Origin of the sequence: Nonomuraea sp. 10N515B (genome assembly GCF_052245915.1) — a bacterium.
In the GTDB taxonomy this organism is placed as follows: Bacteria; Actinomycetota; Actinomycetes; order Streptosporangiales; family Streptosporangiaceae; genus Nonomuraea.
The window spans coordinates 250,991-270,338 of the sequence record NZ_JBQQBQ010000011.1 but is presented as its reverse complement, the minus strand read 5'-3'; the positions used below and the strand labels follow the sequence as shown (position 1 = coordinate 270,338).

The window sequence follows — 19,348 nt, the reverse complement described above, 5'->3', positions numbered from 1 at the left end:
GAACCCCTCTCGTCGCAGTCAAACTTAGGCAAGGCTAATCTAATGACCTTAAACCAAGGCAAGCCTAACCTTAGGAGATGACCATGTCGGGACCGGTACTGGCACGCAGGGGCTTCCTGTCGGCCATGGCAGGACTCGCGGCGGCCGTGACGCTGGCGGCGTGCGGCGACGACGGTGGCACGCAAACGCAGCCCACCACGGCCGGTTCCTCCGCTCCCGCGGCCCAGGCCTGGTCGTTCACCGATGACCGCGACAAGAAGATCGACCAGCCCAAGGTCCCCTCCAGGATCGTGGCCCAGGTCGGCGCGGCCGCCGCCCTGTGGGACTTCGGCGTGCGCCCCATTGCGGTGTTCGGCCCCCACAAGCTCAAGGACGGCAGCAAGGACCCGCAGGCCGGCAACGTCGACATCACCAAGGTCCAGGGCCTGGGCAACGTGTGGGACGAGTTCAACGTCGAGCAGTACGTCGCGCTCCAGCCGGACCTCCTGGTCAGCAGCATGTACATCAAGGGCACCCTCTGGTACGTGCCCGAGAAGTCCAAGGACACCATCGAGCAGGTCGCCCCGACCGCCGGCATCATGCTCACCGGCAAGAGCGCCACCCAGGTGATCTCCAAGTACGAGGAGCTGGCCAAGTCCCTCGGCGCCGACCTGCAGGGCGTGCCCGAGGCCAAGGTGCGCATGGAGGCCGCCACCAAGGAGCTCGCCCAGTTCAAGGACCTCAAGATCCTCATGGCGTCGGGCGGCGCGGACGCCTTCTGGGTGGTCAACCCGCCCGAGTATCCGGACATCGTCCACCTCACCCAGGCGGGGCTGAACGTGGTCACCCCGTCCAAGGTGGACGAGGGCGGCTTCTTCCAGACGCTGAGCTGGGAGAACGCCGACGAGTACGAGGCCGACGTCATCCTCTACGACACCCGCACCCAGGCGCTCAAGCCTGAGGAGATGATGAAGAAGCCCACCTTCGCCAAGCTCCCCGCCGTCAAGGCCGGCCAGCTCTACCCGTGGAACGCCGAGGCGCCCTACAGCTATCAGGGGTACGCGGACTTCCTCGAGGCCCTCGTGGCGAACATGAAGAAGGCTAAAAAGCTCCTCTGACCTCGACGATCTCGGCGAGGGGGAACTCCAGGTAGTCGCCCGCCTCCTCGCACCAGGCGTCGAGCGCGCCGCCATTGAGCTCGCCGTGGCTGATCGTGGCGGTCAGCCCGTCGGTGAGCGTGATGCCGGCCCGCACGCCCCGGTCCACCACGAAGCCCAGCAGCGACTGCTGTGCCGTCGGCAGCCTGGTGGCCATCCTGCCGATGATCGCCCAGGTGCGGCCGCTCTTGTCGGCCTCGGCCCGGCTGGCGGCGATCAGCCTGCGGGCGTGCTCGCCCGGGTCGGGCGGCGGCTCGGCCAGCAGGTGAGCCGGCGCCTCCAACCCACCTAGCTCGGCCACCTGGCCGCCGGGCAGCAGGATCAGCTTGCCGTTGATCGGCTCCTCGCGCTCGGCGAGCTCCGCGGGCCTGACCCGGTGGATGGTGATCTCGCCGGTGTCGGAGACGGGCACCGGCGCGTAGCCGGCCTCCCGGAGTGCGGACAGCGTGCGCTCGGCCTCGGCCGAGCTCACCAGCACGGTCGGGGCCAGCAGGCGCAGGCCGAGCCGGCCCAGCCGCCGGTGTGCGGCGATCTCGGCGAGCAGCGCGGGGTCGCCGGCCTGGATGACGCAGCCGACCGTGGTGACCGTCACCTCGCCGTGCCGCCGCGCGGTGTCGCGCACGAGGTATTCGAGCGGCTGCGGGATCGCGCCCACCGCGGCCAGCTCGTCGAGCAGGTCGTCGGCCTCGTAGCCGCGGTCGAGCGCCCGGCGCACGCTCTCGGCGGTGAAACGCCACACCGAGGCGGCGCCCCGCGACTCGCGCTCGGCGACCCGGTCCAGCAGGGCCGCCAGCTCCGCCGACGGCGGGCCGGTCACCACCGCCGTCAGGTCAGGGCCGAACAACGCGCTCCTGCGCACGCTCGCCAGCGCCCGCGTGGACACCTCGACCAGCACGGGATCGTGCTCGACCATGGGCACGGCCTCGTCGTTCTCGTCCCCGGGCTGGGCCGTGAGACCCGCCAGCCCCCGGCCGAGATCGGTCAGCGCGTCGTTGGCCACCAGCCCGAGCAGCCTGGCCTCGTCCAGCACCGGCGGCGCGCAGTCCAGCAGCAGCTGACGGTCGATCAGCGGCGCGTGCCAGTGGACGCTCGCGATGAGGCTGTCGCGATCGGCGAACGCCGTGCCGGCGGGCAGGCAGGCCAGCACCGGCAACACCGACCGGCGCACCCGGGCCACGGCGCTGCCCGCGGGGTCGTCGCCGAGCACGGTGCCGTACTTGCCGTCGATCTTGCGGAGCGATGAGCGCTCCATGCGCCACCACGCCGACAGCAGCACACGCAGCCGGGCCGCGCCCTCGTCCAGCCGCCAGCGATCGAAGCGCTCGGTGGGCACCAGGCCGCCGGCGGGCTCGTCCCAGGCCAGCAGTCTGGCCACCGCGCAGATCTCCAGCAGCAGGCGGGTCTCGTCCTCGTCGCAGCCGGTCTCCTTGGCCACCCTGCGGATCTCGCGCACGCCCACGCCGCCGGTCTTCAGCAGCGGCAGGGGTGTCTTGGAGGTGTTGTCGAGCAGGGCCGCGCACCGCTCGACCACGTGCGGCGCGGCCAGCGTCATCAGGTGGTCGACCTCTTCGGGATCGACCGGGATCGTGGCGACCTCGGGCGCCGCGGGCACGAACGGCGGGTGGTAGCCGGGGCCGCGCAGGCAGATGGCCACCTCGCGAGGGATCTCGGCCACATGCCAGCTGGGACGGAAGAGCATGCCGTGGTCGGCGCACCACTTTTCCGGCGTGCCGGGCATGACGAACCTGCCGCCGTCCACGGGCAGCGCGGGCCCTTCCCAGGCGAAGCGGTCGAGCAGCGCGGCGGTGCCGGCGGGGGCGCCCTGGATCAGCGCCTTGATCCGCTCGGCGTCGCCGAGCGTCTCGGCCACGCGGGCGATCGTGCGGCGTTTGTGGCCCTGGGCGGGCAGGCCGAGGTTGCGGGCGAGCGCGCGCAGCGCGTCGTTGCTGATCGTCCAGGAGTTGAGGTAGTGGTCGAGCGGCTCGCCGAGGCCGAGTGGCGCGGCCCACCAGCGCGTGACGCCCTCCGCCAGGTGGATCACGCCGTCCTCGCCCGGCCAGGCCAGCGCGTGGTCGTAGAGGTGCTCGAGCCAGCCGATCACGTCATCGGCCGGCGCGTCGACGAAGGTGGCAAGCCGCTCTGCGGTGGGCTCGCGCAGGGCCAGCGCCGCCTCGGCCAGCTGCAGGCAGGGCAGCGGCAGCCGCTGCAGCGTCTCCATCACGGCGAAGCCGTTGCCGAGGCGCTGGGCGAGCGTGTCGAGCCGCCGCGGCCACGGCGCCGCGATGGCGTCCGGCCTGTTCGCCAGGATGCGGGCAAGCCTGTCTTCGTCTAGTGTTCGCAGCCAGCCGAGCAGGTGATCTTCCATCCGTCAGCACTCTCATGGGGTCGCACGCGGGACTCACCGTGAGCCATGACCATCCACGGTAATGCAGACCACCTCCGGTCAGGAGAGGACTGCCCAGACGATCTTCCCTTGAGGTGCCAGCGCCGACCAGCCCCAGCGGTGGCTGAGTGATTCGACGATGTGGAGTCCGAGGCCACCGGTGTCCAGGGGCCCAGGGTAGCGCAGCACCGGCACCGAGGAGCCTGGATCGGTGAAGGCGCAGGTCACCAGTGGTCCGTGGCGGACGAGCGACATGTGGACGGGGCAGGCGCGGGGCGAGCCGGTCAGGCGCAGGCCGTGGCGCAACGCGTTGGTCGCCAGCTCGGAGACCACCAGCTCCATGTTCTCGATCAGCTCGGCAAGCCCCCATCCCGTCAGGGCGCCGACGGTGAAGCTGCGGGCGGAGTGGACCGAGGACGGGGTGGGCGGGAGCACGAAGGTGGCGCTCGCGTAAGGCCCGGGGACCAGCAGATCGCGTGCCGCCTCCGGCCACCAGCCGAGCGGGGGCCACCAATCGAACGTGGTCCACTGGCCGGGCGGCGCCGTGGTGGATTGCACAGTGATCATTCTGCGGCAAACTCTCGTGCAGGTGCAAGAGCGAATGCACGTGCAGACAATCCGTGCACACGCTACGGTAGCCATCAAATGGTCAATATGGGGGAAAGGGGATCTTGTCCGCGGCCATGATCTTTCGGCCGTGAAGTGACAGACTGTGTCGCGAGGAAACGACCAAGGAGCAGCACGTGTCCATTGATCCGCCCGGTTCCGGCTCGACCGTTCGGCGCATCATGCTGGGGGCGAGCCTGAGGCGCCTGCGTGAAGCCAGCGGGCTTGACCGGGCACAGGCCGGATTCCACATCCGGGCGTCCGAGTCCAAGATCAGTCGTATGGAGCTCGGCCGTGTCGGATTCAAGACACGTGACGTGGAAGACCTTCTCACCCTGTACGGCGTCGTCGACGACGCCGACCGCCGAGCCCTGCTGGAGATGGTTCGCGAGGCCAACACCCCCGGGTGGTGGCACAAGTATTCGGCCGAGCTGCCCGCGTGGTTCACCACTTACGTGGGCCTGGAGGAGGCCGCGAGTGTGATCCGCACCTATGAGGTGCAGTTCGTGCCGGGCCTGCTGCAGACGGCCTCGTACGCGCGATCGGTCTTCCAGCTGGGCCACCCCGATGCGGGTTCCGACAAAATCGAACGCCGCGTGCACCTGCGCATGCAGCGTCAGGAGCGCTTCAGCCAGAAGGACGGACCCCGGCTGTGGGCCGTCATCGACGAGGCGGCGCTCATGCGGACCATCGGCGGACGGGAGGTCATGCGCGAGCAGCTCCAGCATCTGCTGGAGGTCGCTGCCCTGCCCAACATCACCATTCAGGTGATGCCCTTCAGGTTCGGCAAGCACGCCGCTGAGGGGGGTGCGTTCAGCATCTTGCGGTTTCCCGAGTCCGACTTGTCGGACGTTGTCTACGTCGAGCAACTCTGGGGTGCCCTGTACCTGGACAAGCGTGAGGACGTCGATCCGTACCTCACGGCCATGGAGCAGCTGTGCGTGGAAAGCACCACGCCAGGGGGCACCGTCGAGCTCATCGGCGGTCTTCTCAGAAAGATTTAGATGAACCAGACCTACAACGGCATGCCGGCGACCGATCTGACGCAGGTCGCCTGGCGCAAGAGCCGCTACAGCAACTCGCAGGGCAACTGCGTGGAGCTCGCGCAGCTGCCCGACGGCGCCATCGCGGTGCGCAACTCGCGCTTCCCCGACGGCCCCGCCCTCATCTACACCCGCGACGAGATCCGGGCCCTGGTGCTCGGCGTGAAGGACGGAGAATTCGACGGCCTCCTCGTGTAACACCGTGTTAACCTCCGGCGCGCCTGCTTAACGGGGGTGCGCCGGAGGCGTAACCGCCCGGCCTCGTCCCCAGGTCAGGATTCAGGTCATGCTCGACCAGATGACCCTGTATCCGATCGCCGACGACGTGCTGTTCGCGCCGGGCGGCAAGGTCGTGATTCGCACTTATGGCGTGGCGCCCACGACGACGGGCGCCTCCGTCTCCTATCGGACGTGGGTGACCGGCATCCGCGACCAACCGCGCTACTGGCACTGGGGCCACTTCGAGGACGCCACCTCCGGGCACCGCAGGGTGCTGGAGTGGCTCACGGGCCGAGGGCCGCAGCCTTCCCAAGCGCTGGCCTGATCGCTATCCTCATGCCAAGCAACCGCTTGGTAGAGGAGGCGTGGTGCGGCGCGCGATCCACCTGCTCGAGGAGGTCGATTTCAGGCCGATGAACTCCAGACGGCCGCTGGAGTATCTGACCTGGCTGACCACGTACAAACGCGAAGACGAGACCCGTACCGCTCCCGAGCTCACCTCCGGCACCTCCATCAGGTCCCGCGAGATCGACCTCGTCGGCGCCTTCTACGCCGTCGGCATCACCGGCCACCCGCAGTTCAAGGCCGTCACGCTGTGGGACTGCCACGGCGGGTGGGAGGGCGGCTGGCGGCAGATGATGGAGATCTACCAAGGGGTCGACGCCAAACTGTTCCTGTCCGACATCGACGACCTGCGCTTCTCCGCGTTCTCCCGGCCGCTCGGCGCCGTGCCCGGCTGCCCGCCGCTGGCCGAGGCGCCCGCCGCCGAGCTCTACCTCTTCGAGAGCGCCCGGGTCCGCCCCGGGGCCGCGCTCGACTACCTCGCCGCCGTACGCGCCGAGCGCGCCCCGCTGCTCGCCGAGCACGGCCACAGCCTGGTCGGCCTGTACGAGGTGCTGTTCTGCGACACCGAGGCGGTCACCTTGTGGGCCGTCTCGCTCGACGACCACCTGGCCACGCAGCGTGCCCGTGACGCCGCCCTCGGCCTCGACGACGAGGTCGCGCCCGATTCCCGGCTGCTGGACTGGGGAAAACGGGCTCGCGACTACCTTGACGGCCCGTGGCGTGAGACGCTTCTGGCACCGTTCCCCGGCTGTCGCCTGGCGCCCAGGGAGCTGCCGGGTTAGCGTCGGCTGCGGAGGTGGCCATGACGGATTCATACCTCTACAACGGTCAGAGTCCCGACGATCACGTCGCGTCGTGTCCTGAGTGCAGCGCGGCCATCACACTGCTCGACCAACCGGACACCGCGCTCGCGCCGCCGCCCACGTTACGCGAGGCGGTGTTGTCCAAGGCACGCCGCCGCCGCAGCCCGGCTTTGGTAGGGGTGGCGTCCGTGGCGGTGCCGTACGCCGAGCAGGTCGCGATCATGGACGACCTGCTGGCCGAGCTGAGCCTGGCCCAATGGGAGGCCCCGGTCGCCAAGCACGGCACGATCAGGGGCATGGTCGAGCACCTGGCGGCCAACGACGCCGCCCTCGCCCACTTCATGGGCGTGCCGGCGGCCGGCGCCGCGACGGTGCACCGGCGCTGGCGCGAGCAGGCGGGCACCCTGCTCGAACGCGTCTCCTCCAGTAACGAGGTCCTGCTCGGCGTCGAGGTGACCCTGGCGGGGACACGGCCGGCCCGTGCGCCGCTGCGCCAGGCCATGATCCAGCGCACGTTCGAGACCTGGACCCACACCGACGACATCAGAGCCGCCACCGGCGGCTCCACATCCGCGCCGCGCGACGAGCACGTGCACATGATCGCCGAGTTCGGGCTGGCGCTGCTGCCGCGCGCCGTGACGGGGCCGCGCCGCGACGTCTCGGCGACCTTCATGCTGACCGGCCCCGGCGGCGGCACCTGGACGATCCCGCTCTCACCCACTTCCGACCACGTCGCCGTGCTCATCTCGGGCGATGCGGTGGGCTTCTGCCGGCTGCTGGCCAACCGATGGCCACCCGAGTCCTTCCCCTACGCCGCCGAGGGCGACCCCGTCCTCGCCCGCGACCTGATCCGTGCCGCCGCGACGCTGGGGTGCGACTAATGAGCGACATGGAGCTGTGCGCGCGGCTGACGGCCGGTGACCTCGACGCGCTGGCCGACGCCTACGATCAGCACGGTCCGCACGTGTACGGCGTCGCCGCCAAGATCACCGGAAGCCGGCAGTACGCCGAGGAGATCACCCAGAGCGTGTTCGTCGCCCTCTGGGAGCAGCCCCTGTCGTACGACCCGAGCCTCGGCTCGCTGCGCGGCTGGCTGGTCAGCCGCGCGCTGCACGAGTCGGCGCTGCGCTCTAAGGTGAGTTGACCGGGGCGTTCCAGGTCAGCAGCACGGGTTCGGCGTGCTCGAACCCGAGCCGCGAATACGTGCCGGTCTCGAGCTTGAGCAGCCGGCCCTCCGCGGGCCCCAGGCCCAGCCAGCGCGCGGCCAGGACCCGCAGGAAGTGCCCGTGCGCGACCAGCACCACCCGCCCCTCGGCCGACCTGGCCCGCGCGATCACCCGGTCGGCGCGGGCGGCCACCTGGGCGGCGCTCTCGCCGGGGTGCTCGGCGTCGCCGGGGATCACGCCGTCGCTCCACAGGTACCAGCCGGGCCGGGTCTCGCGGATCTTCGGTGTGGTGATGCCCTCGTAGCCGCCGTAGTCCCACTCCCACAAGTCCGGATCCACCTCATAGTCGGTCAGCCCGGCCAGCTCCGCCGTCCGCCGCGCGCGCTGGGCGGGGGAGACCAGCACCAGGTCGAACGACTCCTTGACCAGCGGCGCCAGCGCCCTGGCCTGATCCTCGCCGTGCTCCGTCAAAGGCAGGTCCGTACGTCCGGTGTGCTGGCCCGCCTTGCTCCATTCGGTCTCACCGTGCCGGAGCAGCAGCATCTCATCCATGGACTCCATCATCCGGCATGGTTGACCTCAACCAAGCTTGAGGTAGCAGGGTGGGGTCATGGATGCGATCAGACTGCACACATACGGCCCCGCCGCCAACCTCCGCCTTGAGACCGTTCCCGATCCGGCGCCCGGGCCGGGAGACGCCCGCATGGCCGTCCACGCCGTCGGGCTCCACTTCATCGAGACCCTCATGCGCCAGGGGCAGGCCGTCGGACCGCACCCCGCGCCGCCGCTGCCCGCCGTGCTCGGGACGGAGGTCGCCGGCGTGGTGGAGTCCGTGGGCGAGGGAGTGCCCGCCGAGCTCGTGGGGCGTCGCGTGGTGACGTCCGGCGTGACCTCGGGAGGGTACGCCTCGCTCGCCGTGGCCCCCGTCTCCTCGCTGACCACGCTCCCGGACCACGTGGACTACGGTCCGGCGGTGGCCATGAACACCACAGGGGCCACCACGTTCGGCCTGCTGGAGCTGGCGCCTTTGAGCCCGTCCGACGTGGTGCTGGCCACGGCCGCGGCCGGCGGCATCGGGACGCTGCTCGTGCAGTACGCGCGCCGGGCCGGCGCCCGCGTGATCGGGGCGGCCGGCGGGCCCGCGAAGGTGGCGCGGGTCGAGGAGCTCGGCGCGGACCTGGCCGTGGACTACCGGCAGCCCGGGTGGGACAAGCTGGTGCGCGAGGCGTTCGGCGAGGTCACCGTGGCCTTCGACGGCGTCGGCGGCGAGCTCGGGCGCGCGGCGTACGGGCTGGTCGGGCGGGGCGGCCGGTACGTGGTCTTCGGGGCGGCGGCCGGCGAGTGGTTCGTCCCCGGCAAGGAGGACGCCGCGGCGCGGGACGTGACCGTGTACGAGGGGATCGCCTACCTCCTCGGCCGCGACGGGGGTGTGGGCGACCTGGCGGCCCGGGCTCTCGACGCGGTCGCCGACGGGTCGCTCACGCCCGCCGTCCAGGCGTTCCCCCTGGCCCGGGCAGCTGCGGCGCACGAGGCGCTGGAGAGCAGGAACACCATGGGCAAGGTCATCCTCGTGCCGTAGCGAGCTCCTCGACGACGGGGACGAAGGCGGGGAGGTCGCGCTCGTGGTGCACGACAAAGTACGAAATATCGTGCTCATCCCGCCAATAGCGGAGTTTGTCGACCATCTCGCGCTGCGTACCGAGGAGCACCTGGGGTGTCTCGTCCAGCGACGAGCTGTCGGCGGCGCTCCAGGCCTCCTCCGCCTTCCGCCGGCCCGCCTGGACCACGCTCGTGCCCAGCTCCAGGCGGGCGTAGCGGTCGCCGGCGGCCGCGCGGACGTGGCGGAGCTTGCCCAGGAACGCCTCACGACCGCCGTCCCGCACGTCGGGCCCGCTGCCGTCCGGCCTCACCCGCATCCCGATGTTGACGACGTCGGCCTGCTCGGCCGCCAGCCGCAACACCCGCGGCCCGCCGCCGCCCAGCACCAAAGGCGGATGCGGCCGCTGCACGGGCTTGGGCTGCTGGTCGAGCCCGTCGATCCGATAGTGGTCACCGCGGAAGTCGAACGCCCCGTCCCCCCAGAGCCCCTTGAGCACCGCCACGGCCTCCCGCAGCCGCTCCACCCGCACCCCGGGCGCCTCCAGCGCCATCCCCGCTCCGGCGTAGTCGCCCGCCATCCAGCCGGTCCCGATTCCGACCTCCAGCCGCCCGCCGGACAGCAGGTCGAGCGTTGCCGCCTCCTTGGCCAGCACCGCCGGGTGCCTGAAGTCGTTGGCGAACACCAGCGTCCCCACCCGCAGCCGGTCGGTGGCGCAGGCGGCCGCCGTCAGCGCCGCGATGGGCGCGAACCGGGGCCCGACCAGGTGATCGGGCACCAGGAGCACATCGAACCCGGCCCCTTCCAGCCGTCTGGCCTTCTCGGCCCACGCCTTCCCGGATTCCGCCTCCCGCACCACAGCCCCGAACCTGAACGGCCGCACGTGTCCTCCTCGGTTGTCAAGCAAGCGCTTGGGGAAACCTTATGGGGAAAACTCCCTGAACGTGCCGCCACCCGCCGGTTCATCGACGAGGTGCTTGAGCGGGACGGTGCGTGGCTCGAGCGATGGGATCGGTGCTGAGGGTCTCGGGTTCAACGGCGGCGCGCTCCGCAGGGCGGAGGTGCGCTGAGCCGTCAAGAGCGTGGCAGGGCAAGGGCGATGCCCCCGGAGGCGGCGGCGAAGACGAGCCAGGCCGCGCCTGCCGCCAGGTTGCCCAGTTGGGCCATCCAGGCGATCGGGATGAGGAACGGCGCCACGATCATGGCGATGGCGGCCCACTTCGGCTCCGCGCTGCTCAGCGCCGCGATGCCCAGCAGGACGAAGCCGAGCAGACTGAAGAAGAATGTGAACCCGAGCAGCGAGGTCGGCAGCCCTTCGTTCAGCTCCATGATCAGCCGGTTCGTGGTCGGCACGTCCAGCCCTGCCTTGGCCGCCGCGTAGATCACGTCGTCGGTGTTCACCGTGACCGGCAGCGCCAGGATGAACGCGAGGATCATCCCCGCCAAGCCGAGCACCGGCCGCCCCGACCTGGCCACCTTACTCACCGCGAAGATCGCCGGGATGAACGTGACGAAGCTCAGGACGCTGATCCAGCTCCACAGGGGATAGCTGTCGAGGTTGGCGACCAGGTCCCGGATGTACGGCTCGCCCTCGGCCGTAGTGGTGAAGGGCGCGAACAGCAGGGAGAGGGCGAGCGTGAGCGGCGCGACCACCGCACAGGTGATCATGGCGTACCGGGTGAAACCGGCCGTCGCAGGGGGTGTCTCAACTAGGGTCATGCCCCGAGGGTGCGGCCGGCGCGCGCCGGCCGCATGAGTAGGGGCTACTCAAAATCGTCTCTTACCAAGCGCTTGCTTCAGATGCGAGACTGAGGCCATGGAGATCCCGGTGCGCCAGGCCACTGACGACGAGGTGGCGTTCTTCCATGAGCACGGCTGGGTGCGGCTCGGCCGGCTCATCGACCCCGGCACCGCGGGCGAGCTGCGCGAGCGGGCCGCCGGCTACCTGAGCGGCCGGGCGAAGAGCAAGCAGACGCTGGTCGACCAGGCGTTCGGGCAGTCGAGGGACATCGCGGCGAGCGACGAGATGTTCGGCGCCCTGACCCTGAGCCCCCAGATGGGCCGCAACGCCGTACGGCTGCTGCGCGGCGTCCGGGCCGTGCGCGTGCAGGTCACCAACCTCCTGGTCAAGGAGGCCGGCGAGCACGGCGCCACCGAGTTCCACCAGGACTTCCCCTGGATGCCCATGGACCGCTCGGCCATGCTGACCGTGTGGCTGGCGCTGGCCGACGTGCCCGCCGACATGGGCTCGCTCAGGTTCTACGAAGGATCGCACCGCCACGGGCTGCTCGGGCGCAGCTTCACCCGGCCCGGGGACGACCAGCTCAGCCAGCACCCGTGGCTGAAGGAGCTGGAGGTGTCCCCACCGCTGGACCTCAAGGCCGGCGACGCGACCGTGCACCACGCGCTGACCGTGCACGGCGCGCCCGCCAACCGCCACGACAGCCCGCGGCTGTCGTTCACCGTCACCTACTTCGACGCCGACGCGCTCTACACCGGCCTGCCGTACACGCAGACCGACGGGCTCGGGCTCGAGGTCAACCGGCCGTTCGAGCACGAGAGGTTCCCGTGCCTGAGACCGTGAGAGGCCCGGTCGCCGACCTCGGGGCGACGCTCATGCACGAGCACGTCTTCGGGCTGAGCCCGGAGATCCTGTGGAACTGGCCGGACATCCCGGAGGGGTGGGACCTGGAGACGCGGGCCCGGGAGGCGGCGGGGAAGCTGGAGGCGCTGAAGGCCGAGGGCATCGACACGATCGTGGACCTGACCGTGGTCGGTCTCGGCCGGCACATCCCGTCCGTGCAGCGGGTGGCCGAGCTGACCAGCGTGAACATCGTGGCCGCCACGGGGCTCTACACCTATGACGTGCTGCCGCCGTACTTCGGCAACCGCGGTCCCGGATCCTTGTTCGGCGGGCCCGATCGGCTGGCGGAGTTCTTCGTACGGGACATTGTGGAGGGCATCGGGCGGACCGGCGTCAAGGCCGCCATGCTCAAGTGCGCCTCCGACCACCTCGGCATGACCAAGGGCTGCGAGCGGGTGTTCAGGGCGGTCGCCGAGGCGCATCTGGAGACCGGCGCGCCGATCACCACACACTCCCACAGCGCCAGCGAAGGCGGCCTGGAACAGCAGCGCCTGCTCGGCTCGCTCGGAGTCGACCTCGGCCGGGTGGTGATCGGGCACGCCGGGGACTCGACCGACGTGGCCTACCTCGAAGAGCTGGTCGCGAACGGCTCCTACCTGGGCATGGACCGCTTCGGCATCGAGACGATCAGCTCGTTCGAGGACCGGGTGTCGATGGTGGCGGCGATGTGCGAGCGCGGACACGCCGGAAAAATGGTCTTAGGTCATGACTCGTACTGTTTCAACGACCGATTCGACACCGACGTCGTCCGGCAGCGTCACCCGAACTACCACCTCCTCCACATCTCCCGCGACGTCGTGCCCGAGCTCCGCAAGAGGGGCGTCACGGACGACCAGCTCCACCAGATGCTCGTCGACAACCCGCGGAGGATCTTCACGTGATCAAGGACTTCGACGTCAGCTCGGACTGGCACGTCGCCGCCCCGTACCCCTTCCTCACCCGGCTCCGCGAGGAGTCGCCGGTGTTCTGGAGCGAGCATCTCCAGGCGTACGTCCTGACCCGCTACGCCGACGTGCGGGCGGCCTACGGCGACCCCCGGCGCTTCTCCTCCAAGGGCTCACTGACGATCTCCCGCAGCCTGACCGCTGAGACAAGGGAGAAACTGGGCGAGCACGGCTCGTTCCTGTCCAGCTTCGTGGCGAACGTGGACCCGCCCGACCACACGAGGCTGCGCCGGTCGGTGTCCAGGGCGTTCACGCCGCGTGCCGTCGCCGCCATGGAGGACACCTTCCGGACGCTCAACGAAGACCTCCTCGACAGGATCGCCCCACAGGGCGGGGCCGACTTCGTGGCCGAGATCGGGCACGAGCCGTCGATCAAGCTGACCGCCCGCTTCATCGGGGTGCCGGAGTCGGACGAGGCGTTCGTGCAGGCGCACGTCAAGGACTGGTTCCAGCTCTTCCTGTCGCCGCAGCCGCCGCAGCGCCAGCTGGAGCTCGCCGGCAGCTTCCTGACCTACCTCGACTACGTGGACCGCCTGGTGGCCGCCCGGGCCAAGGACCCGCAGGACGACTTCACCTCGGTGATGACCTCGCTGATCGGTGCCGAGCTGACCCACAGGGAGGTGGTCGAGCTGATCTCCACGATCCTGCTCGGCGGCAACGACACCGTGCCGAACCAGCTCGGCAACACCGTCCTGCGCCTGCTCAGGGAGGACGCCTGGCCGGTGCCGCCTGAGCAGGTCGCGAACGCGGCCGAGGAGTGCATGCGCATCGACGGCGCCTCGCTGGGCTCCTTCCGGTACGCCGCGACGGATATCTCACTCCATGGCGTGACGATCCCCGCCGGCGCCCTCGTCCTGCTGTCCACCGATTCCGCCGCCCACGACGAGACCGTCTTCCCCGACCCCGAACGTTTCTGGATCGACCGGCCGAACGCCGCCGACCACATGGTCTTCGGCTACGGGATCCACTTCTGCGTGGGCGCCGCGCTCGGCCGCCTCCAGCTGCGCACCGCGCTCGACGTGCTCGGCCGCCGCCTGCCCAGTATGCGGCTCGTGCCCGGCCGGCCGGTCGCCTTCAGGAAGTCCATCGTCGGCCGCGGTCTGACCTCGCTGCGGGTGGCGTGGTGACCGGCCGCTTCGACGGGCGCGTCGCCCTGGTGACCGGGGCCGGGTCCGGGATCGGCGCGGCCTGCGCGAGTCGGCTGGCCGCCGAAGGCGCCTGCGTGGGCGTGCTCGACCTGCGCGCGGCAGCCGCCAAGGCCACAGCCTCCGCCATCCGCGCCCATGGCGGCACGGCCATGGCGCTGACCTGCGACGTCTCCGACGAGAAGCAGGTGGAGGAGGCGGTCGCGACCCTGGTGGCGTCGTTCGGCCGGGTGGACGTGCTGCACTCCAACGCCGCCGCGTTCGACCCCGGCGTGTACGGCCGCGACCGCGAGCTCGAGGCGCTCGACGTGGCCGTCTGGGACCGCACGATGGAGGTGAACCTGCGCGGCGCCATGCTCATGGTCAAGCACACGGTCCCCGTCATGCCCGACGGCGGCGCCATCGTGCTCATGTCGTCGGTGTCCGCCCTGGTCGGCGACACGGTGCACGCCGCGTACGGCGCCTCCAAGTCGGCCCTGATCGGCTTCACCCGCTACGTCGCGACCGCGTACGGCGCGCGCGGCATCCGCTGCAACGCCGTCGCCCCGGCCCTCGTCATGACGCCGGCCGCCCAGCGTGCCCTGACGCAGGAGCAGCTCGCCGACAAAGCCGCGGAACGCCTGCTCCCGTGGCCGTGCACGGTGGACGACGTGGCGAACCTGGTGGCGTTCCTGGCCTGCGACGAGAGCCGCTGCGTCACCGGCCAGACCCTCGTCATCGACTCCGGCACCCTGGCCCACCGGCCCCAGCACGCCCTCCAGCGGTGGCGCGAGCAGCAGTGAGGCCGGATGCGCGTGGCGACGTGCGGGATGTATGCCCCATAGGGTGACCTTGGGAGGTCTCATGGAGCCGGTGGCGGTCGGGTTGATCGGGGCGGGGCCGTGGGCCCGGATGGCGCACGCGCCCATGCTGGCCAAGGGGCCGCACACGCGGCTGGCCGGCGTATGGGCCCGGCGTCCCGAGGCGGCGGCAGAGCTCGGCGCGCCCGTGTTCGCGCGGCTCGAGGAGTTGTTCGACGTCTGCGAGGCCGTGGCGTTCTGCGTGCCGCCGGCCGTACAGGCCGAGCTCGGCGCCCTCGCGGCCCGCGCCGGCAAGGCGCTGCTGCTGGAGAAGCCCCTCGGGGACTCCCTGGAGGCGGCCCAGAGGCTGGCCGACGCCGTCGCGGAGGCGGGCGTCGCCTCCCAGATGGTGCTCACCCTGCGCTACGCCGCCCAGACCCGCGCCTTCCTCGCCCGATGCGGCGAGATCCAGCCCTTCGGCGGCCACGCCGCGAACATCTCCGGCGCCCTCCTCGGCGACCACCCCTTCGCCACCCCCTGGCGGCTGCAGCGCGGCGCGCTGCTCGACGTCGGCCCGCACGTGATCGACCTGCTGGACGCCGCGCTCGGCCGGGTGACCGGCGTGCGCGCGCACGGCAGCTCGCTCGGCTGGACCGGCCTGCTGCTCGAGCACGAGGGCGGCGCGGTCTCCGAGGCGTCCCTGTGCATGGCCGCCGTCGGCGACGTGCCGCCTCCCACGTTCGCCGTGTACGGGCGTGCCGGCACCGCCGTCCTCCCGCACTTCGACGACGACCCCCTGGATGTGATCGCTGAAGAGTTCGCCGCGACCGTGCGCAACGGCGGCCATCCGCTCGACGCCGCGCACGGGCTCAGGCTGCAGCGGATCATCGCCGAGGCCGAGGCCCAACTCGCCCCTTGACGACACCGGCATTTAGGGGATTGATAGCGTTTGTCCGATGCGCAGGGCGCAGCGAAGTCCGGTGCGAGTCCGGCGCTGTCCCGCAACTGTCATAGCCAGGTCGCCTGCCTCTGCGCTGACGCCATCAACCCTCGTGGAAAAGGGTGATCCGTCGCACATCGCGGGTCTCTCGGTTCCGACAGTGTGAAAGGACTTCTCGTGAGGCCCGTACGCACGGCCTTCGCGGGCGCGCTGCTGGGAACGCTGGTGCTGGCCGGATGCGGCCAGTCCGGCACCACCACTGCCACCCCCACCTCGGCCCCCGCCACCACCTCCGCTCCCGCCTCCGCCTCGGCTGACTTCCCCGTCACGATCGAGGCGGGCAACGGCAAGGTCACGCTCACCAAGAAGCCGGAGCGGATCATCTCCCTCTCGGCCACCCACACCGAGACCCTGTTCGCCATCGGCGCGGGCCCGCAGGTCGTCGCGGCCGACGACCAGTCCAACCACCCGCCGGAGGCCCCCAAGACCGACCTGTCCGGCTTGAAGCCGAACGTCGAGGCCATCGTGGCCCACAAGCCCGACCTGGTCATCGTCTCCGACGACCTCGACAAGGTGGTCGCCGAGCTCGGCAAGCTCAACGTGCCGGTCCTGCTCCAGCCCGCCGCCACCAAGATCGAAGAGGCGTACGAGGAGATCACCGAGCTCGGCGCGGCCACCGGTAACAAGGCCAAGGCCGACGAGGTCGTCTCCGGCATGAAGGCGGCCATGGAGAAGCTGGCCGCCGAGGCGCCCAAGGACAAGAAGCTCACCTACTACCACGAGCTCGACCAGACGCCGTACGCGGCGACCTCGCAGACCTTCATCGGGCAGATCTACTCGATGTTCGGCCTCACCAACATCGCGGACAAGGCACCCGACGCCGCCGGCGGCTATCCCAAGCTGTCGGCCGAGTTCGTGGCCCAGGCCGATCCCGACCTGGTCTTCCTGGCCGACGTCAAGTGCTGCCAGCAGAGCAAGGAGACGCTGGCCAAGCGGCCGGGCTGGGCGAACCTGTCGGCCATCAAGAACGACCGGGTGATCCAGCTCGACGACGACATCGCCTCCCGGTGGGGCCCGCGGATCGTCCAGCTCGCCGAGAGCATCGGCGCTGCCGTGTCCAAGGCCGGCGCGAGCTGAGCATGACCAGGCAGGCCGGCCCGTCCAGGGCCAGACCCCGCTGGGTGCTGGGCGCCCTGGGCGTGCTGGCCGTGTCCATGGTCGCCGGGCTCCTCGACGGGGCCGCCGACATCTCGCCGTGGCAGGTGCTGCTCCAGGCGGTGGACTGGCTGCCGCTCGTCCACGTCGACTCGGGGCTCGCGCCCGTCGAACAGGGGCTGCTGTACGAGCTGCGGCTGCCCAGGGTGCTCGTGGCGGCCGTGGTCGGCGGGCTGCTGGCCATGGCCGGGGCCGCGTACCAAGGGGTGTTCCGCAACCCGCTCGCCGACCCGTACCTGCTGGGCGCCGCCGCCGGGGCGGGACTCGCCGCGACGCTGGCCATCGTGATGTTGCCCGCCGTGGCCGGAAGCATCCCGGTCGCGGCGTTCATCGGGGCGGTGGGCGGCGTGTTCCTGGCCTACACGCTCGGCAACACGGCCGGGCGGGCCGGCGGCACCGCCACGCTGGTGCTGGCCGGGGTGGCGGTCACGTCGTTCCTGACCGCGATCCAGACGTTCGTGCAGCAGTTCAAGGTGGAGGAGCTGCAGCGCATCTACTCGTGGATCCTCGGCGACGTCGGCGGCGGGTGGGACCAGCTCTGGCTGGTGCTCCCGTACGCCGCCGTCTCCTCCGTCGTGCTCCTGCTGCACGGGCGGATGCTCGACGTGCTCTCCGTGGGCGACGAGGAGGCCACGAGCCTCGGCCTGCGGGCCGCCAGGGTGCGTTTCACCGTGTTGCTGGCGGCGTCGCTGGCCACCGCGGCGGCCGTGGCCGTGAGCGGCCTGATCGGGTTCGTGGGCATCGTCGTGCCGCACGTCGTGCGGCGGCTCGCGGGCGGCTCGTACCGGATCGTGCTGCCGCTGTCGCTCATCGGCGGCGCGGCTTTCTTGGTGCTGGCCGACCTCGTCGCCCGCACCGTGCTCGCACCCGCCGAGCTGCCGATCGGCGTGGTGACGATGTTCGTGGGAGCGCCGTTCTTCGTGACGGTCCTGCGCATGACCCGGCGGTCCTTCACATGATCGGGACCCGGGGCCTGTCCGTACGGCTCGGTGGGCGCGAGGTCGTCCGCGACGTCGATCTCCGGGTACGCAAGGGCGAATGGCTGGCGATCATCGGCCCCAACGGGGCGGGCAAGTCCACCCTGCTCAAGGCCGTCATGGGACTGGTCGCGCACCGGGGCGACGTCACGCTGTCCGGGCGGCCGGGTGCCGGGCTGAAACCGCGCGAGCGCGCCAGGCTGCTGGCGTACGCGCCGCAGAACCCCGCCCTGCCGCCCGACATGACGGTCTTCGACTACGCGTTGCTGGGCCGGACGCCGTACATCCCGTATCTGGGGCGGGAGAGCCGCCACGACCGTGAGGTCACCGCGTCCGTGCTCGACCGGCTGGACCTGACCGCCCTCGCCACGCGCCACTTGGGGGAGCTGTCCGGCGGGGAGCGGCAGCGGGTGGTGTTGGCCAGGGCGCTCGCCCAGGAGGCGCCCGTGCTGCTGCTCGACGAGCCGACCACCGCACTCGACCTCGGGCACCAGCAGCAGGTGCTGGAGCTGGTGGACCGGCTCAGGCGGGCCGACGGGCTCACCGTCGTCACCACCCTGCACGACCTGACAGTGGCCGGCCTGTACGCCGACGCCCTGTTGCTGCTCGCCGAAGGGCAGGCGGTCGCCTCGGGGAAGCCCGCCCAGGTGCTGACCGAGGAATTGGTGGGACGGCACTTCGACGCCCATGTCAAGATCGAGCCCGGGCCGGATGGGCGGCCGGTCGTGCACCTGGTCCGGGGAGGATCATGAAGCTGACGTATCGGGTAGAGGAGGGGGTCCGGCTCGGGGCGCTGCTGTGGGAGTTCGGGCCCGGGTGGCGGATGATCTCCTCGGCGATGCTCGGCGGAGGGATCGGGGCGCGGGAATGGGTGCTGAACGCCCAGGTCGTGGCCGGGTATGCGCGCATGGACCCGGTCGATCACCTTCGCTCGTTAGGGCCTGAGGGAGATGGGGTCGGCATGATGACCGCCGCGTCGGTGGATCGTTACGTGCGGGCGGCCGACGGCCGCGTGGAGGCCTTCGCGACGGTGGGGCTGCGGGTGCCCACGTGGGCGGCCGCGCCAGAGGGTTTCCAGGACCCTGAGCTGGCTCCCATGCGGGTGGGGACCGTCAACATCGTCACCGTGGTGCCTGTCGCCATGACGGACGCGGCCCTGGTCAACGCCGTGATGACGGTCACGGAGGCCAAGTCCCAGGCGTTGATCGAGGCGGGGTTCGCGGGCACGGGGACGGCGTCGGACGCCGTGTGCGTGGCCGTGCCGGTCAATGGGCCGGAGGAGTTGTTCGGGGGGCCGCGGTCGGAGTGGGGGGCTCGGGTGGCGCGGGCGGTGCATGCGGCGGTGCGTCGGGGCGCCGAAGGGTGGCGGCCTCGTGACTCAGAGTGAAGAAATTTGGAGAAGTAGC

At 70.9% G+C, this 19,348-nt stretch carries 22 protein-coding genes; 17 read left to right on the top strand and 5 right to left on the bottom strand.

Going from position 1 to position 19,348, the window contains the following annotated elements; genetic code table 11:
• Window positions 1–83: 83 nt before the first annotated feature.
• On the top strand, window positions 84–1,097 hold the full coding sequence (locus tag ACTWQA_RS19360) for an ABC transporter substrate-binding protein (RefSeq protein ID WP_443160576.1): 1,014 nt from the start codon (window positions 84–86) through the stop codon (window positions 1,095–1,097).
• Here the strand turns inward: ACTWQA_RS19360 and ACTWQA_RS19355 are convergent.
• Together ACTWQA_RS19355 and ACTWQA_RS19350 are read right to left on the bottom strand one after the other, a co-directional pair.
• Window positions 1,081–3,501 (bottom strand): helicase-associated domain-containing protein, encoded by a 2,421-nt coding sequence (locus ACTWQA_RS19355; protein WP_443160575.1) that lies wholly within the window; start codon window positions 3,499–3,501, stop codon window positions 1,081–1,083. The genes ACTWQA_RS19360 and ACTWQA_RS19355 overlap by 17 nt on opposite strands.
• 78 nt (window positions 3,502–3,579) lie before the next feature.
• Window positions 3,580–4,086 carry an ATP-binding protein gene (locus tag ACTWQA_RS19350; RefSeq protein WP_443160574.1) on the bottom strand — a complete coding sequence of 169 codons (507 nt, stop codon included), beginning with the start codon at window positions 4,084–4,086 and terminating at the stop codon, window positions 3,580–3,582.
• 221 nt (window positions 4,087–4,307) lie between these two features.
• Between ACTWQA_RS19350 and ACTWQA_RS19345 the strand changes: the two genes are divergently transcribed.
• The 6 genes from ACTWQA_RS19345 to ACTWQA_RS19320 all read left to right on the top strand — a co-directional run bounded on the left by ACTWQA_RS19345 (window position 4,308) and on the right by ACTWQA_RS19320 (window position 7,679).
• Window positions 4,308–5,129, top strand: a complete 822-nt coding sequence (locus tag ACTWQA_RS19345; protein WP_443160612.1) for a helix-turn-helix domain-containing protein — start codon at window positions 4,308–4,310, stop codon at window positions 5,127–5,129.
• A complete protein-coding gene (locus tag ACTWQA_RS19340; protein ID WP_305924688.1) occupies window positions 5,130–5,366 on the top strand; it encodes a DUF397 domain-containing protein in 237 nt (78 codons plus the stop codon). It begins immediately after the preceding gene.
• An 88-nt stretch (window positions 5,367–5,454) separates the two neighbouring features.
• Window positions 5,455–5,712: a hypothetical protein gene (locus ACTWQA_RS19335; RefSeq protein WP_305924687.1), complete on the top strand. Its 258-nt coding sequence runs from the start codon at window positions 5,455–5,457 to the stop codon at window positions 5,710–5,712.
• A 43-nt stretch (window positions 5,713–5,755) separates the two neighbouring features.
• Window positions 5,756–6,514: a hypothetical protein gene (locus ACTWQA_RS19330; RefSeq protein WP_443160573.1), complete on the top strand. Its 759-nt coding sequence runs from the start codon at window positions 5,756–5,758 to the stop codon at window positions 6,512–6,514.
• Window positions 6,515–6,534: 20 nt separating this feature from the next.
• Window positions 6,535–7,416 carry a maleylpyruvate isomerase family mycothiol-dependent enzyme gene (locus tag ACTWQA_RS19325; RefSeq protein ID WP_443160572.1) on the top strand — a complete coding sequence of 294 codons (882 nt, stop codon included), beginning with the start codon at window positions 6,535–6,537 and terminating at the stop codon, window positions 7,414–7,416.
• Complete coding sequence (locus ACTWQA_RS19320) at window positions 7,416–7,679, top strand: sigma factor (protein WP_327583428.1); 264 nt, start codon at window positions 7,416–7,418, stop codon at window positions 7,677–7,679. Before ACTWQA_RS19325 ends, ACTWQA_RS19320 begins: the two co-directional genes overlap by 1 nt.
• On the opposite strand, the gene ACTWQA_RS19315 is transcribed toward ACTWQA_RS19320, so the two are convergent.
• Window positions 7,666–8,253 carry a histidine phosphatase family protein gene (locus ACTWQA_RS19315; protein ID WP_443160571.1) on the bottom strand — a complete coding sequence of 196 codons (588 nt, stop codon included), beginning with the start codon at window positions 8,251–8,253 and terminating at the stop codon, window positions 7,666–7,668. The two genes, ACTWQA_RS19320 and ACTWQA_RS19315, sit on opposite strands and share 14 nt — an antisense overlap.
• A 58-nt stretch (window positions 8,254–8,311) precedes the next feature.
• Here ACTWQA_RS19315 and ACTWQA_RS19310 point away from each other — a divergent pair, with 58 nt between their 5' ends.
• Window positions 8,312–9,280 carry a zinc-binding dehydrogenase gene (locus ACTWQA_RS19310; protein ID WP_443160570.1) on the top strand — a complete coding sequence of 323 codons (969 nt, stop codon included), beginning with the start codon at window positions 8,312–8,314 and terminating at the stop codon, window positions 9,278–9,280.
• On the opposite strand, the gene ACTWQA_RS19305 is transcribed toward ACTWQA_RS19310, so the two are convergent.
• Both ACTWQA_RS19305 and ACTWQA_RS19300 read right to left on the bottom strand, forming a co-directional pair.
• Complete coding sequence (locus tag ACTWQA_RS19305) at window positions 9,264–10,181, bottom strand: TIGR03621 family F420-dependent LLM class oxidoreductase (RefSeq protein WP_443160569.1); 918 nt, start codon at window positions 10,179–10,181, stop codon at window positions 9,264–9,266. The two genes, ACTWQA_RS19310 and ACTWQA_RS19305, sit on opposite strands and share 17 nt — an antisense overlap.
• A gap of 191 nt (window positions 10,182–10,372) precedes the next feature.
• Window positions 10,373–11,017, bottom strand: coding sequence for a hypothetical protein (locus ACTWQA_RS19300; protein WP_443160568.1), 645 nt, complete (start codon window positions 11,015–11,017; stop codon window positions 10,373–10,375).
• 97 nt (window positions 11,018–11,114) lie between these two features.
• On the opposite strand from ACTWQA_RS19300, the gene ACTWQA_RS19295 reads away from it, so the two are divergent.
• The 9 genes from ACTWQA_RS19295 (at window position 11,115) to ACTWQA_RS19255 (ending at window position 19,329) form a co-directional block, all read left to right on the top strand.
• On the top strand, window positions 11,115–11,882 hold the full coding sequence (locus ACTWQA_RS19295) for a phytanoyl-CoA dioxygenase family protein (RefSeq protein ID WP_305924679.1): 768 nt from the start codon (window positions 11,115–11,117) through the stop codon (window positions 11,880–11,882).
• Window positions 11,867–12,823: a phosphotriesterase family protein gene (locus tag ACTWQA_RS19290; RefSeq protein ID WP_443160567.1), complete on the top strand. Its 957-nt coding sequence runs from the start codon at window positions 11,867–11,869 to the stop codon at window positions 12,821–12,823. Before ACTWQA_RS19295 ends, ACTWQA_RS19290 begins: the two co-directional genes overlap by 16 nt.
• Window positions 12,820–14,013 carry a cytochrome P450 gene (locus ACTWQA_RS19285; protein WP_443160566.1) on the top strand — a complete coding sequence of 398 codons (1,194 nt, stop codon included), beginning with the start codon at window positions 12,820–12,822 and terminating at the stop codon, window positions 14,011–14,013. Before ACTWQA_RS19290 ends, ACTWQA_RS19285 begins: the two co-directional genes overlap by 4 nt.
• Window positions 14,010–14,813: an SDR family NAD(P)-dependent oxidoreductase gene (locus ACTWQA_RS19280; protein ID WP_443160565.1), complete on the top strand. Its 804-nt coding sequence runs from the start codon at window positions 14,010–14,012 to the stop codon at window positions 14,811–14,813. The genes ACTWQA_RS19285 and ACTWQA_RS19280 overlap by 4 nt, the downstream gene beginning before the upstream one ends.
• A 43-nt stretch (window positions 14,814–14,856) precedes the next feature.
• Window positions 14,857–15,729, top strand: a complete 873-nt coding sequence (locus ACTWQA_RS19275; protein ID WP_443160564.1) for a Gfo/Idh/MocA family protein — start codon at window positions 14,857–14,859, stop codon at window positions 15,727–15,729.
• 198 nt (window positions 15,730–15,927) lie between these two features.
• Window positions 15,928–16,887 carry an ABC transporter substrate-binding protein gene (locus tag ACTWQA_RS19270; RefSeq protein WP_443160563.1) on the top strand — a complete coding sequence of 320 codons (960 nt, stop codon included), beginning with the start codon at window positions 15,928–15,930 and terminating at the stop codon, window positions 16,885–16,887.
• A gap of 2 nt (window positions 16,888–16,889) precedes the next feature.
• Window positions 16,890–17,924 (top strand): FecCD family ABC transporter permease, encoded by a 1,035-nt coding sequence (locus tag ACTWQA_RS19265; protein ID WP_305924674.1) that lies wholly within the window; start codon window positions 16,890–16,892, stop codon window positions 17,922–17,924.
• Entirely contained in the window at window positions 17,921–18,694 is a 774-nt protein-coding gene (locus ACTWQA_RS19260; RefSeq protein ID WP_443160562.1) for an ABC transporter ATP-binding protein, read from the top strand. Before ACTWQA_RS19265 ends, ACTWQA_RS19260 begins: the two co-directional genes overlap by 4 nt.
• Complete coding sequence (locus ACTWQA_RS19255; RefSeq protein ID WP_443160561.1) at window positions 18,691–19,329, top strand: adenosylcobinamide amidohydrolase; 639 nt, start codon at window positions 18,691–18,693, stop codon at window positions 19,327–19,329. The genes ACTWQA_RS19260 and ACTWQA_RS19255 overlap by 4 nt, the downstream gene beginning before the upstream one ends.
• Window positions 19,330–19,348 lie beyond the last annotated feature (19 nt).